The 16,684-nt window shown below is 60.3% G+C and carries 19 protein-coding genes and 2 tRNA genes; 4 read left to right on the top strand and 17 right to left on the bottom strand.

Features of this window, described 5'->3' with window-relative positions; all coding sequences use genetic code 11:
• Window positions 1-19 precede the first annotated feature (19 nt).
• The 15 genes from VJV58_RS16435 to VJV58_RS16365 all read right to left on the bottom strand — a co-directional run bounded on the left by VJV58_RS16435 (window position 20) and on the right by VJV58_RS16365 (window position 11,021).
• Entirely contained in the window at window positions 20-1,324 is a 1,305-nt protein-coding gene (locus VJV58_RS16435; protein ID WP_324138423.1) for a Xaa-Pro peptidase family protein, read from the bottom strand.
• Window positions 1,325-1,555: 231 nt separating this feature from the next.
• On the bottom strand, window positions 1,556-1,966 hold the full coding sequence (locus VJV58_RS16430; RefSeq protein WP_324138422.1) for a RidA family protein: 411 nt from the start codon (window positions 1,964-1,966) through the stop codon (window positions 1,556-1,558).
• A 56-nt stretch (window positions 1,967-2,022) separates the two neighbouring features.
• Window positions 2,023-2,098: transfer RNA gene (locus VJV58_RS16425), tRNA-Phe, on the bottom strand.
• Window positions 2,099-2,319: 221 nt separating this feature from the next.
• Window positions 2,320-2,526, bottom strand: coding sequence for a DNA gyrase inhibitor YacG (gene yacG, locus VJV58_RS16420; RefSeq protein WP_324138421.1), 207 nt, complete (start codon window positions 2,524-2,526; stop codon window positions 2,320-2,322).
• Window positions 2,516-3,139, bottom strand: coding sequence for a Maf-like protein (locus VJV58_RS16415; protein WP_324138420.1), 624 nt, complete (start codon window positions 3,137-3,139; stop codon window positions 2,516-2,518). The genes yacG and VJV58_RS16415 overlap by 11 nt, the downstream gene beginning before the upstream one ends.
• A 137-nt stretch (window positions 3,140-3,276) precedes the next feature.
• A complete protein-coding gene (locus tag VJV58_RS16410) occupies window positions 3,277-3,744 on the bottom strand; it encodes an arsenate reductase ArsC (RefSeq protein WP_324138419.1) in 468 nt (155 codons plus the stop codon).
• A gap of 4 nt (window positions 3,745-3,748) precedes the next feature.
• Entirely contained in the window at window positions 3,749-3,919 is a 171-nt protein-coding gene (locus VJV58_RS16405) for a hypothetical protein (RefSeq protein ID WP_324138418.1), read from the bottom strand.
• Window positions 3,920-3,922: 3 nt separating this feature from the next.
• Window positions 3,923-4,417 carry a UPF0262 family protein gene (locus tag VJV58_RS16400; protein WP_324138417.1) on the bottom strand — a complete coding sequence of 165 codons (495 nt, stop codon included), beginning with the start codon at window positions 4,415-4,417 and terminating at the stop codon, window positions 3,923-3,925.
• Window positions 4,414-5,709 carry a histidinol dehydrogenase gene (gene hisD / locus VJV58_RS16395; RefSeq protein ID WP_324138416.1) on the bottom strand — a complete coding sequence of 432 codons (1,296 nt, stop codon included), beginning with the start codon at window positions 5,707-5,709 and terminating at the stop codon, window positions 4,414-4,416. The genes VJV58_RS16400 and hisD overlap by 4 nt, the downstream gene beginning before the upstream one ends.
• 92 nt (window positions 5,710-5,801) lie before the next feature.
• Entirely contained in the window at window positions 5,802-6,272 is a 471-nt protein-coding gene (locus VJV58_RS16390) for a DUF2948 family protein (RefSeq protein ID WP_324138415.1), read from the bottom strand.
• A 17-nt stretch (window positions 6,273-6,289) separates the two neighbouring features.
• Complete coding sequence (gene murA, locus VJV58_RS16385) at window positions 6,290-7,579, bottom strand: UDP-N-acetylglucosamine 1-carboxyvinyltransferase (protein ID WP_324138414.1); 1,290 nt, start codon at window positions 7,577-7,579, stop codon at window positions 6,290-6,292.
• Between the two features lie 173 nt (window positions 7,580-7,752).
• A complete protein-coding gene (locus tag VJV58_RS16380; RefSeq protein WP_324138413.1) occupies window positions 7,753-8,412 on the bottom strand; it encodes an epimerase in 660 nt (219 codons plus the stop codon).
• A 7-nt stretch (window positions 8,413-8,419) separates the two neighbouring features.
• On the bottom strand, window positions 8,420-8,923 hold the full coding sequence (locus VJV58_RS16375; RefSeq protein ID WP_324138412.1) for a hypothetical protein: 504 nt from the start codon (window positions 8,921-8,923) through the stop codon (window positions 8,420-8,422).
• A gap of 82 nt (window positions 8,924-9,005) precedes the next feature.
• Window positions 9,006-10,718, bottom strand: a complete 1,713-nt coding sequence (locus VJV58_RS16370; protein ID WP_324138411.1) for an FAD-dependent oxidoreductase — start codon at window positions 10,716-10,718, stop codon at window positions 9,006-9,008.
• Window positions 10,719-10,823: 105 nt separating this feature from the next.
• The gene (locus VJV58_RS16365; RefSeq protein WP_324138410.1) at window positions 10,824-11,021 is read right to left on the bottom strand and encodes a hypothetical protein; all 198 of its coding nucleotides are present in this window, start codon (window positions 11,019-11,021) and stop codon (window positions 10,824-10,826) included.
• A 277-nt stretch (window positions 11,022-11,298) separates the two neighbouring features.
• Here VJV58_RS16365 and VJV58_RS16360 point away from each other — a divergent pair.
• Both VJV58_RS16360 and VJV58_RS16355 read left to right on the top strand, forming a co-directional pair.
• Window positions 11,299-11,373: transfer RNA gene (locus tag VJV58_RS16360), tRNA-Thr, on the top strand.
• A gap of 339 nt (window positions 11,374-11,712) precedes the next feature.
• Window positions 11,713-12,918 (top strand): acyltransferase, encoded by a 1,206-nt coding sequence (locus VJV58_RS16355; protein ID WP_324138409.1) that lies wholly within the window; start codon window positions 11,713-11,715, stop codon window positions 12,916-12,918.
• A gap of 92 nt (window positions 12,919-13,010) precedes the next feature.
• On the opposite strand, the gene VJV58_RS16350 is transcribed toward VJV58_RS16355, so the two are convergent.
• Window positions 13,011-13,844 carry a nucleoside phosphorylase gene (locus tag VJV58_RS16350; RefSeq protein ID WP_324138408.1) on the bottom strand — a complete coding sequence of 278 codons (834 nt, stop codon included), beginning with the start codon at window positions 13,842-13,844 and terminating at the stop codon, window positions 13,011-13,013.
• A 23-nt stretch (window positions 13,845-13,867) separates the two neighbouring features.
• Window positions 13,868-14,536: a metalloregulator ArsR/SmtB family transcription factor gene (locus VJV58_RS16345; RefSeq protein ID WP_324138407.1), complete on the bottom strand. Its 669-nt coding sequence runs from the start codon at window positions 14,534-14,536 to the stop codon at window positions 13,868-13,870.
• A 74-nt stretch (window positions 14,537-14,610) separates the two neighbouring features.
• Here VJV58_RS16345 and VJV58_RS16340 point away from each other — a divergent pair, with 74 nt between their 5' ends.
• Both VJV58_RS16340 and VJV58_RS16335 read left to right on the top strand, forming a co-directional pair.
• Complete coding sequence (locus VJV58_RS16340; RefSeq protein WP_324138406.1) at window positions 14,611-15,351, top strand: MBL fold metallo-hydrolase; 741 nt, start codon at window positions 14,611-14,613, stop codon at window positions 15,349-15,351.
• A gap of 6 nt (window positions 15,352-15,357) precedes the next feature.
• Window positions 15,358-16,602: an MFS transporter gene (locus VJV58_RS16335; protein WP_324138405.1), complete on the top strand. Its 1,245-nt coding sequence runs from the start codon at window positions 15,358-15,360 to the stop codon at window positions 16,600-16,602.
• Window positions 16,603-16,684: the final 82 nt, after the last annotated feature.

The raw sequence follows: 16,684 nt of genomic DNA, 5'->3' as shown, positions 1-16,684 counted from the left end.
CCTGGCCTGATCTATAAACCTAATATCGGTTGGCGATCGGCAATTCCTCTGCGGGAAATAACGTGATCACCTGACAGCCTTTGTCGGTGACGACGACTTCCTCTTCGATGCGAGCCGCCGAGAAGCCATCGCGCGCCGGACAATAAGTCTCCAGCGCGAACACCATACCGGTTTTGATTTCCATCGGATTTTCCAGCGACACCAGCCGCGAGATGATCGGACGCTCATGCAGCGCCAATCCGAGACCGTGACCGAACTGCAATCCAAACGCCGCCATCTCACTCGGAAAACCGAATTCCTCCGCTTTCGGCCAGACCTTCGCAACCGTGTCGGTCGAGACGCCCGGCTTGATCAGCGCGATCGCATCATCCAGCCATTCGCGGCACTTCTTGTAAGCGTCGTGCTGGACCGCCGTTGCCCGGCCGATATTGAATGTACGGTAATAGCAGGTCCGATAACCCTGATAGGATTGCAGGATATCGAAGAACGCCTGATCGCCCGGGCGCAGGATGCGGTCGGTGAAATTGTGCGGATGCGGATTGCAGCGTTCGCCGGAGATCGCGTTAATTGCTTCGACGTCATCCGAACCCATCTCGTACAGAATCTTGTTGGCGAGCGCGACGATGTCGTTCTCGCGAACCCCGGGTTTTAGCGCCTCATAAATTGAATGATAGACGCCGTCGACCATGGCCGCGGCCTGATTGAGCAGCATGATCTCGTCGACGTTCTTGATCTCGCGCGCATCCAGCATCACCTGCTGGCCGTCAACCACCTTCATGCCGGCATTCTGCAGCTCGAAGAACATCGCGGTCTCGGCGAGATCGACGCCTACGGGCATATCGGCGACGCCCGCGGCTCGCAGCAGGCTCATGACTTCCTCGGCGTGCGCCTTCATCAGACCGACTGCGGGCGGCACGGTGCCGCGCATGCCGAGCATGCCGGCGCGGCAATTGTCCGGCGCGAGCCAATCGCAGTGAATGCGGTGATGCACCGCGGCGGACCCGAAATCCCACACGATCGGCTCGCCATCGCCAGCCAGCAGTGCAAACCGGCAAAGCTTGTCGCGCTCCCATTCGCCGATCTTGGTGCCCGAAACGTAACGAATGTTATTGACGTCGAACAGCAGGAGCGCGCCGCACGGCGAAGCTTTCAGCGCAGCGCGGGCTCGGGCCAGCCGGTAATGCCGAAGCCGATCGAAATCCACCCGCCGTTCGAAATCGACCGAGATATGGCCATGTGAAGGGATCGCACGATCCCACCGCCAATGTGGATCGAGATGCTCGGGGCGGATCAGGTGTGGCGTGAGCGCGTTCGAAACATTCATATGCAATGACTGGCTGGAGCTAATTGCCATCGATCGCACAAAGGCTGTTGGATCGCAAGCTTCCGGCTACCAGGCACTTTCGAACCGAATCGGCAGCAAGAGGATTTCAGGTCTGCCAAGACGGGGAGCGAACGACGCAAACCAGAGGCCGCCTCGTCGCGGGCACGTCAGCAGCCAGATCGAACACACGAGATCGAGTTGCCAACGAGCCTCGGCCGAGAGTCCTGCTGATCAGACGGCCGCGATGGTCTGCACCTCAACAAGGAAAGATTCCTTCACCAGCCGGTCCACCATAAGAAGCGTGTTCGGCGGGTACTTTCCGTCTGGAAACATCTTTGGGAATTCACGCAGGCGAAACGCCATGAACTTCGGAATATCCTGCGAATGCACAAGATATGTCGTGAACTGAACGACGTTGCCCCAGGATGCTCCCGCTGATTTCAGCGCCGCCTCAATATTGCGAAACACCTGCGTGGTCTGAAGATCGAAATCGTCCTCGCCGATTACGTTGCCTGCGACGTCGCCCGACAGCATTCCCGCGATGAACAGGAATTCGTTCGCCCTCACGCGCGTCACATGGCTGTACTGCCCCATCGGTGGACCGAGCGCCTCGGGATTGTAGATGTTGATTTCAGCCGGCATCGGTTTTCCTTTCTGCGGAAGCAACTACCGTCAATGATGTGGAAACCGAACAAGAATGGTGCCCAGGGGCGGAATCGAACCACCGACACTGCGATTTTCAGTCGCATGCTCTACCAACTGAGCTACCTGGGCACTTCCAGCCCGTGGGGCCTGGGAGCGCCGGTTTATAGTCAGGCTCGCTTGTCCTGTCCACCATGCTTCGCTTCTCGAAACGCATGGTGGCAGCGCATGCCGGGACCCGGCGGAAAACGTGCTCGATGGCCGATCACAGACCGGAAAACGCCTCATTTGCGAGCCGTGTTTATTGCAGCCGTTTTCCGGCGCGAACCGAAATAACTTCGCTTGAAATCGTCTCAGTCCTCGTCTTCGTCCGCTTCCTTGCGGCCGGGAATCGCATAGGAATTCGATAGCCAGCGGTTGAGATCGACGTCCCTGCACCGCTCGGAACAGAACGGCCGCGAGGCTTCGGTGGCCGGCTTACCGCAGATCGGGCACGGCTTGCCTGCTCCCTTTGCAGGGTCTTTTTCGGCACCGGCATCTTTGGGAGGCTTAGACGGCATTCAACCAACCGAAACGAACCGGGAAACCTTCGCCGCCGAGCAGCGTAACGGCTTCGTACAGCGGCAGGCCGACGACGTTGGTATAAGAGCCGACCATCTTGACCACGAATGATCCGGCGATCCCCTGGACCGCATAGCCTCCGGCTTTTCCGCGCCATTCGCCGGAGCCGATATAGGCCTGGATGTCGTCCTCGCTCAGTCGCTTGAAGCGCACGCGGCTCTCGACCAGCCGTTGGCGAAACGCCTCCTTTGGCGTCACCAGGCATATCGCGGTGTAAACGCGATGATTGCGCCCGGACAACAGGCGCAGGCATTGCGAGGCCTCGTCGACCAGATTGGCTTTCGGCAGAATCCGGCGGCCGACCGCGACCACCGTGTCGGCAGCGAGAATGAACGCACCGCGCAATTCGTCATCGAGTTGGACGGATTTGAGCGCGGCGTCGGCCTTGGCTCTCGCGAGCCGGGTGGCGCAGGCGCGCGGCAGCTCACCACGGCTTGGCGTCTCGTCGACGTCGGCCGGACGCAACGCATCGGGCTCGATGCCGGCCTGATTCAGCAAGGCAAGCCGGCGCGGCGAGCCGGAAGCGAGAACGAATTTGGGACGGCCTAGCATGCGAGGGTTATCAGCGGGAGGAGAGAGGATACGAGCGCGCGCGGAACCTATCGGAAGGGATGCGTCGAGACAACTGCCGCTCTCGTCGTCGCCGTGTGCCGCGCAGGCGCGCATTTATGGCGAATGTTTCCCATGCATCACCCGCTCGCCGCGCCCACTTTGGAGAATCGCCGCCGAATCCGCATCAACAGGCTCTCGCAGACCGCGCGATAGGCATCGAGCTTCTGCTCGCGATTGCCCTGCTCGCCGACGGGATCCTGCGTCGGCCAGTATTCGACTTCGGCAGCGTGGGTGCGCGTCAGTTCCAGCGCCCTGTGGTGCGCCTCCGGTGACAGCGTGATGATGAGGTCGAAATTCAGCCCTTCCCAATCGTCCAGTTCCTCGAACGTCATTGGTCGGTGCCCGGAAATGTCCTGACCCAGTTCCGCCATCACCGCGACCGCGAATGGATCCAGCTCGCCCTTGCGCACGCCGGCGGATCGCACATAAAGCGCGCTGGGAAACATGTGCCGCAACAGGCTCTCGGCGATCGGCGACCGCACGCTGTTCAGCCCGCATGCGAACAGCACGGCCTGCGGATTGCGCGCGCGCGGAGTCGCTTCCACGCGTCTAGACTTCTCTGGAATTGCGCATGATCTGGTCCGAAAACCGTTGTCCACTTTTCGGGATCATGCGTTCGTGGCGCATGGTCTGGTCCGAAAACCGGTGTCCACTTTTCGGGATCATGCGTTCTTTGCGCATGATCTGGTCCGAAAACCGCTGCCCACTTTTCGGGATCATGCGTTAACCCTTCCAGTGCAGCACGCAGATCAACGTGAACAGCCGGCGGGCGGTCTCGAAGTCGATCCGCACCTTGCCCTTTAGCCGCTCCTGCAGAGTGCGCGAGCCCTCGTCATGAATGCCGCGGCGGCCCATGTCTATGGCTTCGATCTTGTCGGGGGTAGCGGTGCGGATCGCCTGATAGTAGCTGTCGCAGATCATGAAATAGTCCTTCACGATCCGCCGAAATGGCGTCAGCGACAGTAAATGGGCGACCACCGGCGTGCCGTCCTCGCGGCGAATATCGAACATCAGCCGGTTGCCGGTGATGCCGATATGTAGCGTGAAAGGTCCCCCGCCTTCGCCTTCCGGGGCGAACAAATTCTCTTCGATCAGATCATAGATCGCGATCGCGCGTTCGTGCTCGATGTCCGGGCCTGATCGCCCGATCGATTCCTCATCGAGTGTCACCGCCACGACGCGGTTTTGCGAATCCCCATCTCGCGGCGATTTACTCATGGCAGGTTAAGGCGGAGTCCGACCGAGCGCGCATGCGCATCGAGGCCTTCGGCCTTGCCGAGCGTCATCGCCGCCGGTCCCAACGCCCGCAGCTGGTCGGGTCCGCATTTCAGGATCGATGTTCGCTTCATGAAATCGAGCACGCCAAGCCCGGACGAAAATCGCGCCGAGCGCGCGGTCGGGAGCACGTGATTTGAACCCCCGACATAATCGCCGATTGCCTCTGGCGTATGCGGCCCGATGAAGATCGCGCCGGCATTTCGGATTTTGGCGGCAACCGCTTCGGGATCAGCCGTCATGATTTCAACGTGCTCGGCGGCGATCGCGTTGGCGAGCGGTACGGCCTCATCAACGCTGCTGACGACAATGATGCCGCCGAAGTCGTTCCATGAGGCTCGCGCGATTTGCGCGCGCGGCAAGGTTGCGAGTTGCGTTTGCACCGCCCGCTCAACATCGTTGGCGAGCGCCGAACTATCCGTGATCAGGATAGACTGCGCATTGACGTCGTGCTCGGCCTGCGCCAGCAGATCGGACGCGATCCAGCCGGCATTACCGGTGGCATCAGCTATAACCAACACCTCAGACGGGCCGGCGATCATGTCGATGCCGACCTTGCCGAACACAAGCCGCTTGGCGGCGGCAACGTAGGCGTTACCGGGACCGACGATCTTGGCCACCGGCGCAATCGTCGCGGTGCCATAGGCGAGTGCCGCAACCGCCTGGGCGCCTCCGACGCGATAAATCTCGGAGACACCGCCGAGATCTGCCGCCGCCAGCACCAATGGATTGAGCTTGCCGTCTGGGGAGGGCACGACCATCACGACCCGGGAAACCCCCGCGACTTTCGCCGGCACCGCATTCATCAGCACCGAGGATGGATACGCGGCGGTGCCGCCGGGAACGTAAAGCCCGACCGCTTCGATGGCGCTCCAGCGCCAGCCGAGTTCAACCCCGAGCGGATCGGTGAAGCGATCGTCTTTCGGCAACTGCCGACGGTGAAACAGCTCGATGCGATCGCGGGCGAAATTGAGTGCGTCGATCGTGCCGCTGTCACAAGCCTTCACGGCCGCTTCGATTTCGGCAGCGCTCACGCGCAGCCCGCTGGACTTGAGATCGAGCCGATCGAATTTGCGGGTCGCTTCGAGCAGCGCCGCGTCTCCGCGCGCCGCCACGTCATCGACAATGGCGCGGGTCGCGGCCTCGATGTCAGCCGAAATCTCGCGCTTGGTCGCGAGAAAGCTCGCGAATCGCTCGGTAAAATCGGCACTGCTTCGGTCGAGGCGAACAGGCATGGCGGCTTTCCGGGCGGGATCTTTCACGCGAGCGCCCACTGCTCAATGGCGCGGCGACAAATCGCCGTCAACCCTCTGCTTTCTTGGATTAACTATGGTGAACGGCCTTGGGCATCCGTCACAGAGGATTCGCCGTCTTCGCCGAGTTCGCCGCTGCCAAGATCGTCGGTACCAAGGTCCGTCAGCTCGCATTCCACGCATTCGACATCGAGCCGCAGCGCCCCGCCATGGCTAAACAGCAGCACCGCGCTTCCGCTCGGGGCATCATCAGCATGAAATTCGATACCGAGCAGCTCAAGCCCTGCTTCCGACGCTTCCATGTCGATGTTGCGCGACTTGCACGACAACACCCGGTCGAACCGCAGTGCCGCGATCAGTCGGCGCGGGGAGGTTTCGCCTGCCAGCGTCTGCTCCCAATCCAGCCGGTTCATGCCGATCACCAGCCGCTTTTCGCCCTGCCGCCAGATAATGTCCTCCACCTTCACCCGGGCGTCCTGGACATGCGCTGAAATGACCGCCAGGTCGTCGGCATCAAGAGCAATCAGTTTGAGCCGAGCCGTCACGATTTTAATCTTCCAACTCAGTCGCTGATGCGCTCGATCGAGGCGCCGCAGGCCGAGAGCTTTTCCTCGAGCCGTTCGAACCCACGGTCCAGGTGATAAACCCGGTTGACCATGGTCTCGCCTTCGGCGGCCAGCCCGGCGATCACCAGCGACACTGAAGCGCGCAGGTCCGTCGCCATCACGGGCGCGCCCCGCAGCTTGGCGATCCCGTCGATGGTGGCGGTTTCGCCATCCAGGTGAATACGCGCTCCGAAGCGCGCCAGTTCCTGCACGTGCATGAAACGATTTTCGAAGATCGTCTCGGTAATCTGCGAGGAACCCTTGGCGCAGGCCATCAAGGCCATCAGCTGCGCCTGCAAGTCGGTCGGAAAGCCCGGAAATGGCGCCGTGGAAACCGTGACCGGCTCGATCCCGACTCCGTTGCGGACGACGCGGATGCCCTGGTTGTTTGATGTGACGGTCGCGCCGGCTTGGGTCAGCACGTCGAGCGCCGATTGCAGCAGCTCAGGGCGGGCGCCAGACAGTTGCACGTCCCCACCAGTCATTGCCACCGCCATGGCATATGTGCCGGTCTCGATACGATCCGGCAGTACGGTGTGACGCGCCCCGCGCAGCTTGGGCGTGCCGTCAATGACGATTCGAGGCGTACCGGCGCCGGAGATCCGGGCGCCCATCTTGTTGAGGCAATCGGCGACGTCGAGGATTTCCGGCTCGCAGGCGGCGTTCGTGATGACGGTCGTGCCCTTGGCAAGCGTCGCCGCCATCATCGCGACATGCGTACCGCTCACGGTGACTTTGGGAAATTCGATGGCAGCGCCCTTAAGACCGCCGGGCGCCTTCGCCACGACATAACCGCCGTCGATCGTGAGTTCGCCGCCGAGTTTTTCCAACGCCATAATCAGCAAATCGACCGGCCGGGTACCGATGGCGCACCCACCGGGAAGCGAAACCTTGGCCTCATGCATCCGTGCCAAGAGCGGCGCGATCACCCAGAAGCTGGCGCGCATCCGCGAGACCAGTTCGTAAGGCGCGGTGGTATCGATGATGTCGGCCGCCGAAATGTGCAGGGTCTGACCTTGATATTCATGATCGCCGGGTCGCTTGCCCGCCGACATGATATCCACGCCGTGGTTGCCGAGAATGCGCTGCAGCTGGGCGACATCGGCAAGGCGCGGCACGTTGTCGAGGATCAGGGTCTCCTCACTCAGAAGCCCCGCAATCATCAGGGGCAGCGCGGCGTTTTTGGCGCCTGAGATCGGAATGGTGCCGTTAAGCTTGCTGCCGCCGACAATGCGAATGCGGTCCATACCAACCCCCAATTTCCCGAACTATAAAGCCAATGATCCCCTGATGGCAAAAGCTTGAAATTTGCGGCTATTTCATGGGTCGAGTTGGCCGAGCTGTCGACCGGTGCGAGGGTCTCACGTTGGTTAATTGCGAAGCTCGAGTCGGTCCTTTGGAGCGCTCCGAAAGCAGGACGTCAGAGGCGACTGATATCTTCGCTTTCCAGCACTGGCTTTGGATAGCCATCCCGCGCCACCTTGATCATGGCGCGGCCGACTTGCTGGGTGGTGGTCATGTATTGCGGTGCGAGGCGATTGAGCAGCGACAGTATGGGGGCGGCACTGACATATAGCGCCTGAACCCAAGGCGTCTTGGACCGGATACCGTGCAGCGGCTGGATGCCCGCAGGGCGAAACATATAAGCCGCTTTGAAGGGCAGCCTGAGCAGATCGTTCTCGGTCTTTCCCTTGACCCTCGCCCACATCAGCTTGCCGTGCTCAGTCGAATCCGTGCCGCGACCGCTGACATAAGTGAACACCATTCCCGGATTTAGATTTGCCAGCGTGGTCGCGGCCGCGAGCGTGATGTCGTAGGTCAATCGGCGATAGCGCTCCTCGCTCATCCCGATCGAGGAGACACCGAGGCAGAAGAAACAAGCGTCGTAGCCAGTGAGTTGAGGTTCAAGCGACGAAAAATCGAAAAAGTTTCCGTGCAGGATTTCGCGCAACTTGACGTGTCGCTGACCGCTCGGGCTACGACCGATCGCGAGCACACTTTCGACCCCGGGATCGAGCAGGCATTCGCGCAGCACGCCCTGCCCGACCATGCCGGTGGCGCCGAACAGGATAACCCTCATCGCTGGATCACGCGTATCCGGCCGTCGGACGGAATCGCCGCAACGCGCCGATGATCACAACGACGAAGAACAGGAGCAGGATTCCTTGCACGATCGCGAACGGCGGCTCGCTCGGCGGCACGCTTGGTGCGAGTGCATGAAGCGGACCCAGCTTGAGGAAGCTCTGGATGACCAGCACGAACATGTTGAGATAAAGCGAAACCATCGCCGTCAGCACATAGATCCATCGCCACTCACCGGAAAGCTTCATGCCGTAGAGCGCCACGCAGGCGATCGCTAGCAGCAGCAACGAGATAATGGCGATGATATGCGAAGGCAGCAACTTCTCGAACGGAAATAGAAAGCCGCTCGCGCTGGTCAGAATCGTGAACAGCAGGAACGTGGCGGTGAGGCCGGGCCTGCGGTTGGAGCCGAGCAGTCCGAACATTACGATGATGCCGGAGGCGATAGCGATCAAACTGATAAGCACGTGCACGGCGGTAAAGGTCGCTAAGCTCATACCAAGAATCATGATGCGCTCCCCTTTTAAGATGGGCCGATGGTACGACTCCGGCTCGCGAATTGCCATCTTGCGCAGTATCAAACCATCCCGGCTAAAGCGCCGCCACTCGTCCCATATCGCCCAGAAAGCCATGAAGCGCGGCGACCACCTGCGCCCCCTCACCAATCGCGCCACCTACCCGCTTGACAGATCCTGAACGCACATCGCCGACCGCGAAGACACCGGGTATTGAAGTTTCCAGGCCTGGCACGACCCGTCCCTTGTTTTGATCGGATTGCGCGCCGGTCACCACGAACCCGGCGCGATCAAGCGTAACGCCGCAACCATCGAGCCAGCCGGTGGCGGGGTCCGCGCCCGCAAACAGGAATAGATTGCCGATTTCGAAACTCGCCTCTTCACCTGACAAGCGGCTGCGATATCGCACGCGCCCGAGCGAGAACTCGGTGCCCTCAAGTCCCACCACCTCGCTGTTGAATACCAGTTCGATGTTTGGTGTGGCCTCAATGCGCTCGATCAGATAACGCGACATGCTGGCGCCGAGGCCACCGCCGCGGATGACCATATGCACCTTGCGGGCGTGGCCTGAAAGAAACACCGCGGCTTGTCCGGCGGAATTGCCGCCCCCGACGAGAACGACTTCCTGGTCCGCACAGAGCCTTGCCTCGATCGGCGACGCCCAGTACCAGACGCCGCGACCCTCGAATTGCTCGAGGCTCTCGATTTCCGGACGTCGATAGCGCGCGCCGCTCGCCACCACGACGGAGCGAGCGCGCAACGTCTCGCCTCCATCGAGTTCAAGCGCAAACGCGCCGTCCGTTCGGGCGCAATCGAGTGCTTTCACGCTCATGGGAATCATGATGTCGGCCCCGAACTTCTGCGCCTGTGTAAACGCCCGGCCGGCCAGCGCCTGACCTGAGATGCCTGTTGGAAAGCCGAGATAGTTTTCGATGCGCGCGCTGGCGCCGGCTTGTCCGCCGAAGGCTCGCGCATCCAAAATCACCACCGAAAGGCCTTCCGACGCGGCGTACACCGCAGTGGCAAGTCCGGCAGGACCGCAGCCTACGATCGCGGTATCGTAGATTGTCTTGCCGGCAGGCCCACCGATCATGCCAAGCGCCCGCGCGAGTTCTGACTCCTGCGGATTGCGGAGCACAGCACCATCGACAGTCACGACCAGCGGCCAATCCGAATGTGACGGCGAATAGCGCGCGATCAATTCGGTTGCATCGTGATCCCGCTCCGGGTCCAGCAAATGATGCGGCACACCGTTGCGGGTCAAAAAACTCTGCAGGCGGATGACGCCACTCGAAGTCGAAGGCCCGATCAGCACCGGGCCGCCGACACCGCCCTGGATCAGGCTTACCCGTCGCAAAATCAGGGCACGCATGATGCGTTCGCCGAGATCGGCTTCGGCGACCAGCAGCGCACGCAATCGCTCCGGCGCGATCAGAAGAGTTTCGACATCACCTTCCGCATGACCATCGACCAGTGCAACACGGCCTGAAAGCTGTCCGATTTCAGCGAGGAACTGTCCCGGTCCCTGATCGATCACGGGCGTGATGTGACCGAGGCCATCGCGCTGACTAATCGCAACATGGCCGGAAAGGACCACGAACATGCCGGGTCCCGGTTTACCCGTTTCGAACAGCTTTTCACCGTCTCGGTAGCGCTTGATCTCGCCGAAGCGACCCATGCGCGCGATCTCACCTGGCGTGAGCGTCGGAAACGTCTGCTCGTGGCGCGGAAACGCGCTAGCCTGCCCCGCGGCGGGCGCCTTGTTTGGTTCGGTGGGATCGAGGGCCATTTCAGTCTCTCTTGTGAGAGCGTGAGTGAAAAAGTGGAACTGGTCTTCCGCCGGCCAAACGCGAACCGCGCTTGCGTGGAAATCAGAAGCGCAAAAGAGCGGAGATCATGTACCCGGCTTTATTTCGCCGCGGTGACCCGAGGAGTCTTCAACGCCGGAGCCGGCGACCTCACCTCGTCCCCTCGCCTGCGATTTCCGCCGCTTGAGGTTTTCGCGCAGCGCCCGCTTCAACCGATCCTGTCGTGCATCCTTTTTCGCTGCTCCGCTGATCTGCCGCTCGCGTTGGTGGTCGTGATCCGTCATCGTAGATCCATTCGAATGTGGGTCGTGATCGCTGATATATCACCGGGACGCTCGAAATCACGATCCAACCCGCCAAGCCTGACGGGCGCTGGGCTTAGAAATCTGGCGTTGACTCGGTCCGCAACTCAGGAAACGAATGCGGCCGCGAGCGTATCGCGGTCATTTCCGGCTATTTTGATCACGCCTCGCGCTGTCGCGCGCTTGCGCGCGCGGGAGCCTTGTGGCAAGGATCAGCCGCCTATGGAGGCTTTTTGGCCGATCCTGATAGTCCGGGCACGCTGCCGTAGCTCAGTGGTAGAGCACTCCATTGGTAATGGAGAGGTCGACAGTTCAATCCTGTCTGGCAGCACCAGTCTTTCTTCTGAATTGACTAGCACGTGCTAACCAAGGGTCGCCTGGCTAGGTCGCATGTCGGCTATTGCGCTGAACGGAAATCTTCCGAGCAATCCGCGCATCTCCGGTTTTGATCCGAAGGCAAAGTCAGACATTGGCGATCGACCAGAGCCAATAGTTGCGCATGGGCTTGCGCGTTTCGCCATCGTCGCCCGGTCGCCGCAACTTAGTTCTACACCTCGGACGGCAGAGAAGATCGCTCTCCGAGCAAATCTTATCAGAGCTCTTAAGAAAAGCTTAGGGCTCATCGGTTGGAATTGAGGCCTCCCACCACACGAGCTTCCGAGAAAGGTACCGGTTGAAAACCCTGGGATCCGCCCTGGACGAGCAAAGGGGGTTCGCTCAGGGCTTCGATTTCCTACGCATATTTTTGGCAACAGGCATTATCGCTTGGCACACTGCGTGGCTGACCGGGCATGTGGAAACTGCAAAGGCCTCCGCCTTTTGGTTTTCGCAATACGCGTTGGTTCCGATGTTTTTTGCTCTAAGCGGATTTCTCGTAGCCGGAAGCAGCATGCGCCTTTCTACGAAAGACTTTCTCTTAAACCGCGCGGCCCGTATTTTACCCGCACTCTTTGCCGACATCGTCTTCGCAGCGCTTCTAATTGGTGCGCTGGTGACGACATTGTCCGCAAAGCAGTATTTTACTGACACAACTTTTTTTACTTACTTCCTCAATATCACAGGCTGGATGCAGTACTCGCTTCCGGGCGTGTTCGAGAACAATCCAAAGCCAGAGGTGAATGGGGCGTTGTGGACGATCCCCTTCGAACTCGGTTGTTACGCCATTCTCGCCGGACTGATGATTTCCGGAGCAATCAACCGCCCCAGATTGGTATTACTGTTCACTTGCGCCGTCTTGATCGCCAGAATTCTACTCGGGCTCGTGGCGGCCCCGGTAAGCGAGCATTTACCGTCTCTTGGAAACCCGACGCTACAGTTCTTCTTTTCCTTTGGGGCATTGCTTTGGCCTTCTTTTCTGATCGGGATTGTCCTTTATCAGCTGCGGTATTACGTCCCTTTCTCCAAAACAATCGCGATTGGCGCACTGTGTGCGGCGATCCTTGTGAGCGCGTTTGGCGACGCGGGCCTATTGAGCAATCCCGCAGTCGTTCCGATAATACTTCCGCTTCTCGGATATTTGACTGTGATGATCGGCTTGTCGCCGATGCCTCGTCTTCCTGGATTCGGAACCGGTGATTATTCATATGGCTTATATCTCTACCATACGCCCTTCCTTCAATTGCTCATCCACTATTTCCCTGAGACGTGGATCGGTGACCGTTGGTGGACGTTGTTTTTTGCTGGGTTCCCACTCGCGCTGACCGCAGCCGTGATCTCGTGGCACTTGTTTGAGTATCCATCGCTGAAGCTCAGGAGATCGTTCGTGACCAAACACCGGCCAGAGCTCGGCTTCGGCAGGTTCGAGGATCGTACTCATGCCGCGAGCAGCCAATGTACGCCCCGCACCGCGCCGACAGGTCAAGCCTACGATGTCGCCTAGTGCCACTTCATGCGGGATCGGTCCAGTGAACGTCCGCTCCCGACGTAAGGCGGCCGCGTAGCGCCCTCAATCCAATGCCGGTGCCTGGGCCGCTAGGTTGCCTTGCACGCAGAAGCCCATGCTCGAATTGCAGCAGCAACCACCGCCAGCGTTGCTGTGGTTCCGTCCGCCTCGCCCTTCTCGAAGTCTCCTTCAATCCGAGCCATCGCATTTGTCACATGTGCAAAACAGATAACCGCTCGGCCGGTCGCGTTTGCAAATGCATATAAGGCGGCAGCTTCCATTTCGACCGCGAGAGCACCAAGATCCCGCGCGGAAGCTACGGCAGCTTCAGTTTCGCGATACGGCGCATCGGTGGTCCAGGTTGGCCCCCGGTGAACGGAGATCCCCGAGAGACCGCGCAGCGCCGCTTCGGCGCAGTTGAATAGCATTGAATCGGGTGCCTCAGCGAAAATCGCCGGGGGAAGATAGTGATAGCTTGTTCCCTCGTCGCGCACGGCGCGGTCGATTAGGACGAAATATGGTGTCGGGCCGATGGGGGTAACTTGTCCGGCTGAAGTGACGCTGACGAGCAGCCGACAGCCGGACGCAAAGAGCTGTTCAGCGACGAGGACCGCAAAGGGTGCGCCTACCGCGCAGCCTACGATGCCGACTTCTCCGACCGTGTCCAGATTGAAGGCAAGAAGTTCGGTATGATAGCACGCCCATCCTTCATGGATGCGGCCCGCGCCGCTCCGTTTGAGGTGGCGAACGACGTCGCCGTCGGGATCGAGGACGCAGATCTCGGGCACGGCGACGAGACCCAATTGTTTCTGGCGCCGTGCTTCGCGCAGCAACGCTTCGGGCCGGAATATTGATGCTGCCGTGTGGTCCTTGCCGGCGACGATCGGCCATGAGGAGTCTACGCTATGAGTTTTCTCATTCATGATGCACCGAAATCCGCTTGGTCTCAGGTAACGGCTTCGATCGGCAAGCCGGCCGCCTTCCATTCGGGATAGCCGTCCTCGAGCCGGCGAACGCGATAGCCGCGCGCTCTGAGCGCAGCGACGGCTTCAAACGAAAGCACGCAATACGGACCACGGCAGTAGGCGATCACCTCGCGACTTTTCGGAAGTTCGCCCAAACGCCGCTCCAGTTCGGCGAGCGGAATGTTGAGGGCCCCTGAAAGATGGCCCACCGCAAACTCATCTTCGGGTCGCACATCGAGCACAGTAACCAGGTCGTCGCGCAACCTCGCGACCAGGTCATCACGCGAAATCGGTTCGAGCGCGTCGCGGGCTTGAAAGTAATCGGTTACAACTCGGCCTATCTCGGCAACATTGCGTTCGCCAACGCGACCCAGGGCCTTGATCAGTGCGACCACTTCGCTATCGCCGGCCAGTCGATAGAGAACGCGTTTGCCGCGCCGCTCCGTCTCAACAAGGCGTGCACGCCTGAGGATCTGCAGATGACGGGAAGTGTTAGCAAACGACAGATGCGCCCGTGCGGATAGCTCCTCGACGCTGCGCACCCCTTGCGCCAGATGCTCCAGAAGTTCAAGCCGGTGAGCGTGACCAAGCGCCTGCGCCACTTCCGCGAGGTTCTGGTAAATCGCCTGTTTCGGTCCGATGCTTGACACGCCGACTCCTTGATCTATCATTCAGCAGATCCATTGAATGATCTCTATCTGCTGTTATAAAGGAGTGCAAGTCCATGATCCTTCGTCAGTTCTTGCACAATGACCCGGTGGGCATCTCCTACCTCTTCGGCTGCGGCGGCAAGGCGACTGCTGCGGTGGTGGATCCGGTCGGCGACATCGAACCGTATTTGCACGCTGCCGAGAATGCCGGCATGCGAATTCATTTCGTCATCGATACGCATGTCCATGCCGACCACATCTCGTCCGGACGGGCCCTCGCCGACGCGGCCGGCGCTGCCTACGTGCTCTCGGCGGAAGCAGCCGTATCATTTCCATTCAAGGGCGTGCGCGATGGACAGGTCCTTCCACTGGGCAACGTATCGGCCGCCGTGCTGCATACGCCCGGTCACACGCCCGAGCATATATGCATTGTTGTGACGGACCGGACGCGCGCCGACGAACCCTGGTTCGTCTTGACCGGGCACACGCTCATGGTCGGCGATCTCGGCCGGACTGAACTTGCCTCCAGTGCTGAAGAAGGCGCGAGGCAACTGTTCCGAAGTGCACGCACCTTGAAATGCCTTCCCGACTACGTTGGAGTAATGCCGGGGGCTTATGCGGGCTCGGTATGCGGTCGCCGACTGAGCGGGAAGCCAGCATCAACTATCGGTTTCGAGAAGCGGCACAATGAGGCGTTCATGATGGAGGATGAAGCTGAATTTGTGCGATTCATGACCGCCGAGATTCCGCCGGCACCGCCCGAAGCTGCGAAAATCAGATCCGCCAATTCAGGTCTCACGGCTGCCGCTGTCTAATAATCCATGACACCCACTCCGGAAGCTGCTGCGATAGTCAGACTGGGGCTGAAGGAGAACTGGCCACAGTTCGCTCTGCTCCTCCTGGTCAACGCGTTCGTGGGCGGCATGGTCGGACTAGAGCGCACTGTCGTCCCGTTGATCGGGGCGGACGAATTTCATCTCGCGTCGACTACGCTAATCGTTTCCTTCATCGTTAGCTTCGGAGTGGTGAAGGCCTGTGCCAATCTCGTCTCCGGCCACCTTGCCGACCAATGGGGCCGCAAGCGCGTGCTGGTGCTCGGTTGGATAGTCGGCCTGCCGGTCCCTTTCATGCTGATCGCCGCCCCGACCTGGGAGTGGGTCATCGCAGCGAATGCGCTGCTCGGCATCAACCAGGGCTTCGCGTGGTCAATGACTGTGATCATGAAGATCGACCTGGTCGGACCGAAATCGCGGGGGCTGGCGGTGGGGCTCAACGAGTTCGCCGGCTATCTTGCTGTGGGCGTGACGGCCTTCCTCACCGGCTATATCGCGCAGCGCTATGGGTTGCGGCCGGCGCCACTCTATCTCGGCGTTGCCTATGCGCTACTTGGATCGGCGCTGTCGATCCTCGTGGTGCGCGATACGCGACATCACGTGCGCGCCGAGATCGCAGAGCATGCGCAGGCCGCGGAAACAATGGAATTCAAGCATATCTTCATGCTCACCTCGTTTCGCGACCGCAACCTGTTCGCGGCATCGCAGGCCGGCCTTGTCAACAATCTCAACGACGGCATGAGCTGGGGCATCTTCCCGCTATTCTTCGCCACGTTCGGGCTCGGCGTCGAGAGCATCGGCATTCTGAAGGCGGTCTATCCGGCGACCTGGGGCATCCTGCAAGTCCTGACCGGTCCCTTGAGCGACCGCTGGGGCCGCAAAGGCCTGATCGTCGGCGGCATGTGGGTGCAGGCGGCAGCATTACTTTTGACAGCAGTGACGACCACGTTCGGCTATTGGCTGATCGGCAGCCTGCTGCTCGGGATCGGCACTGCGATGGTTTATCCGAGCCTGATCGCTGCGGTGTCCGATGCCTCGCATCCAAGCTGGCGCGCTCGCTCGCTCAGCGTTTACCGCTTCTGGCGCGACCTGGGCTATGCGATCGGCGCGCTCTCGGCTGGCATCATCGCCGACCTCCTGGGAATGTCGTGGGCGATCGGCACAATCGGGGTGCTCACGTTTATCTCCGGTGGGGTCGTCATGCTCTCTATGAGTGAGGCCGGCCATAACTAACAATTGGACCATGGTCACAAAGAGAACTGCGCGAGGCCGGCTAATTTTTTCAACATCAATCTATTGACCGCAAATCTTCCAC

It is taken from the genome of Bradyrhizobium sp. (assembly GCF_035273305.1).
Lineage (GTDB): Bacteria > Pseudomonadota > Alphaproteobacteria > Rhizobiales > Xanthobacteraceae > Bradyrhizobium.
This window is presented reverse-complemented; position numbering and strand designations above follow the sequence as displayed.

Coding starts and splice junctions, on each gene's coding strand:
- VJV58_RS16435 (WP_324138423.1), bottom strand. CDS start 1,324: ATGAATGTTTCGAACGCGCTCACGCCACACCTGATCCGCCCCGAGCAT.
- VJV58_RS16430 (WP_324138422.1), bottom strand. CDS start 1,966: ATGCCGGCTGAAATCAACATCTACAATCCCGAGGCGCTCGGTCCACCG.
- yacG (WP_324138421.1), bottom strand. CDS start 2,526: ATGCCGTCTAAGCCTCCCAAAGATGCCGGTGCCGAAAAAGACCCTGCA.
- VJV58_RS16415 (WP_324138420.1), bottom strand. CDS start 3,139: ATGCTAGGCCGTCCCAAATTCGTTCTCGCTTCCGGCTCGCCGCGCCGG.
- VJV58_RS16405 (WP_324138418.1), bottom strand. CDS start 3,919: ATGATCCCGAAAAGTGGGCAGCGGTTTTCGGACCAGATCATGCGCAAA.
- VJV58_RS16400 (WP_324138417.1), bottom strand. CDS start 4,417: ATGAGTAAATCGCCGCGAGATGGGGATTCGCAAAACCGCGTCGTGGCG.
- hisD (WP_324138416.1), bottom strand. CDS start 5,709: ATGCCTGTTCGCCTCGACCGAAGCAGTGCCGATTTTACCGAGCGATTC.
- murA (WP_324138414.1), bottom strand. CDS start 7,579: ATGGACCGCATTCGCATTGTCGGCGGCAGCAAGCTTAACGGCACCATT.
- VJV58_RS16380 (WP_324138413.1), bottom strand. CDS start 8,412: ATGAGGGTTATCCTGTTCGGCGCCACCGGCATGGTCGGGCAGGGCGTG.
- VJV58_RS16375 (WP_324138412.1), bottom strand. CDS start 8,923: ATGATTCTTGGTATGAGCTTAGCGACCTTTACCGCCGTGCACGTGCTT.
- VJV58_RS16370 (WP_324138411.1), bottom strand. CDS start 10,718: ATGGCCCTCGATCCCACCGAACCAAACAAGGCGCCCGCCGCGGGGCAG.
- VJV58_RS16365 (WP_324138410.1), bottom strand. CDS start 11,021: ATGACGGATCACGACCACCAACGCGAGCGGCAGATCAGCGGAGCAGCG.
- VJV58_RS16350 (WP_324138408.1), bottom strand. CDS start 13,844: ATGAATGAGAAAACTCATAGCGTAGACTCCTCATGGCCGATCGTCGCC.
- VJV58_RS16340 (WP_324138406.1), top strand. CDS start 14,611: ATGATCCTTCGTCAGTTCTTGCACAATGACCCGGTGGGCATCTCCTAC.
- VJV58_RS16335 (WP_324138405.1), top strand. CDS start 15,358: ATGACACCCACTCCGGAAGCTGCTGCGATAGTCAGACTGGGGCTGAAG.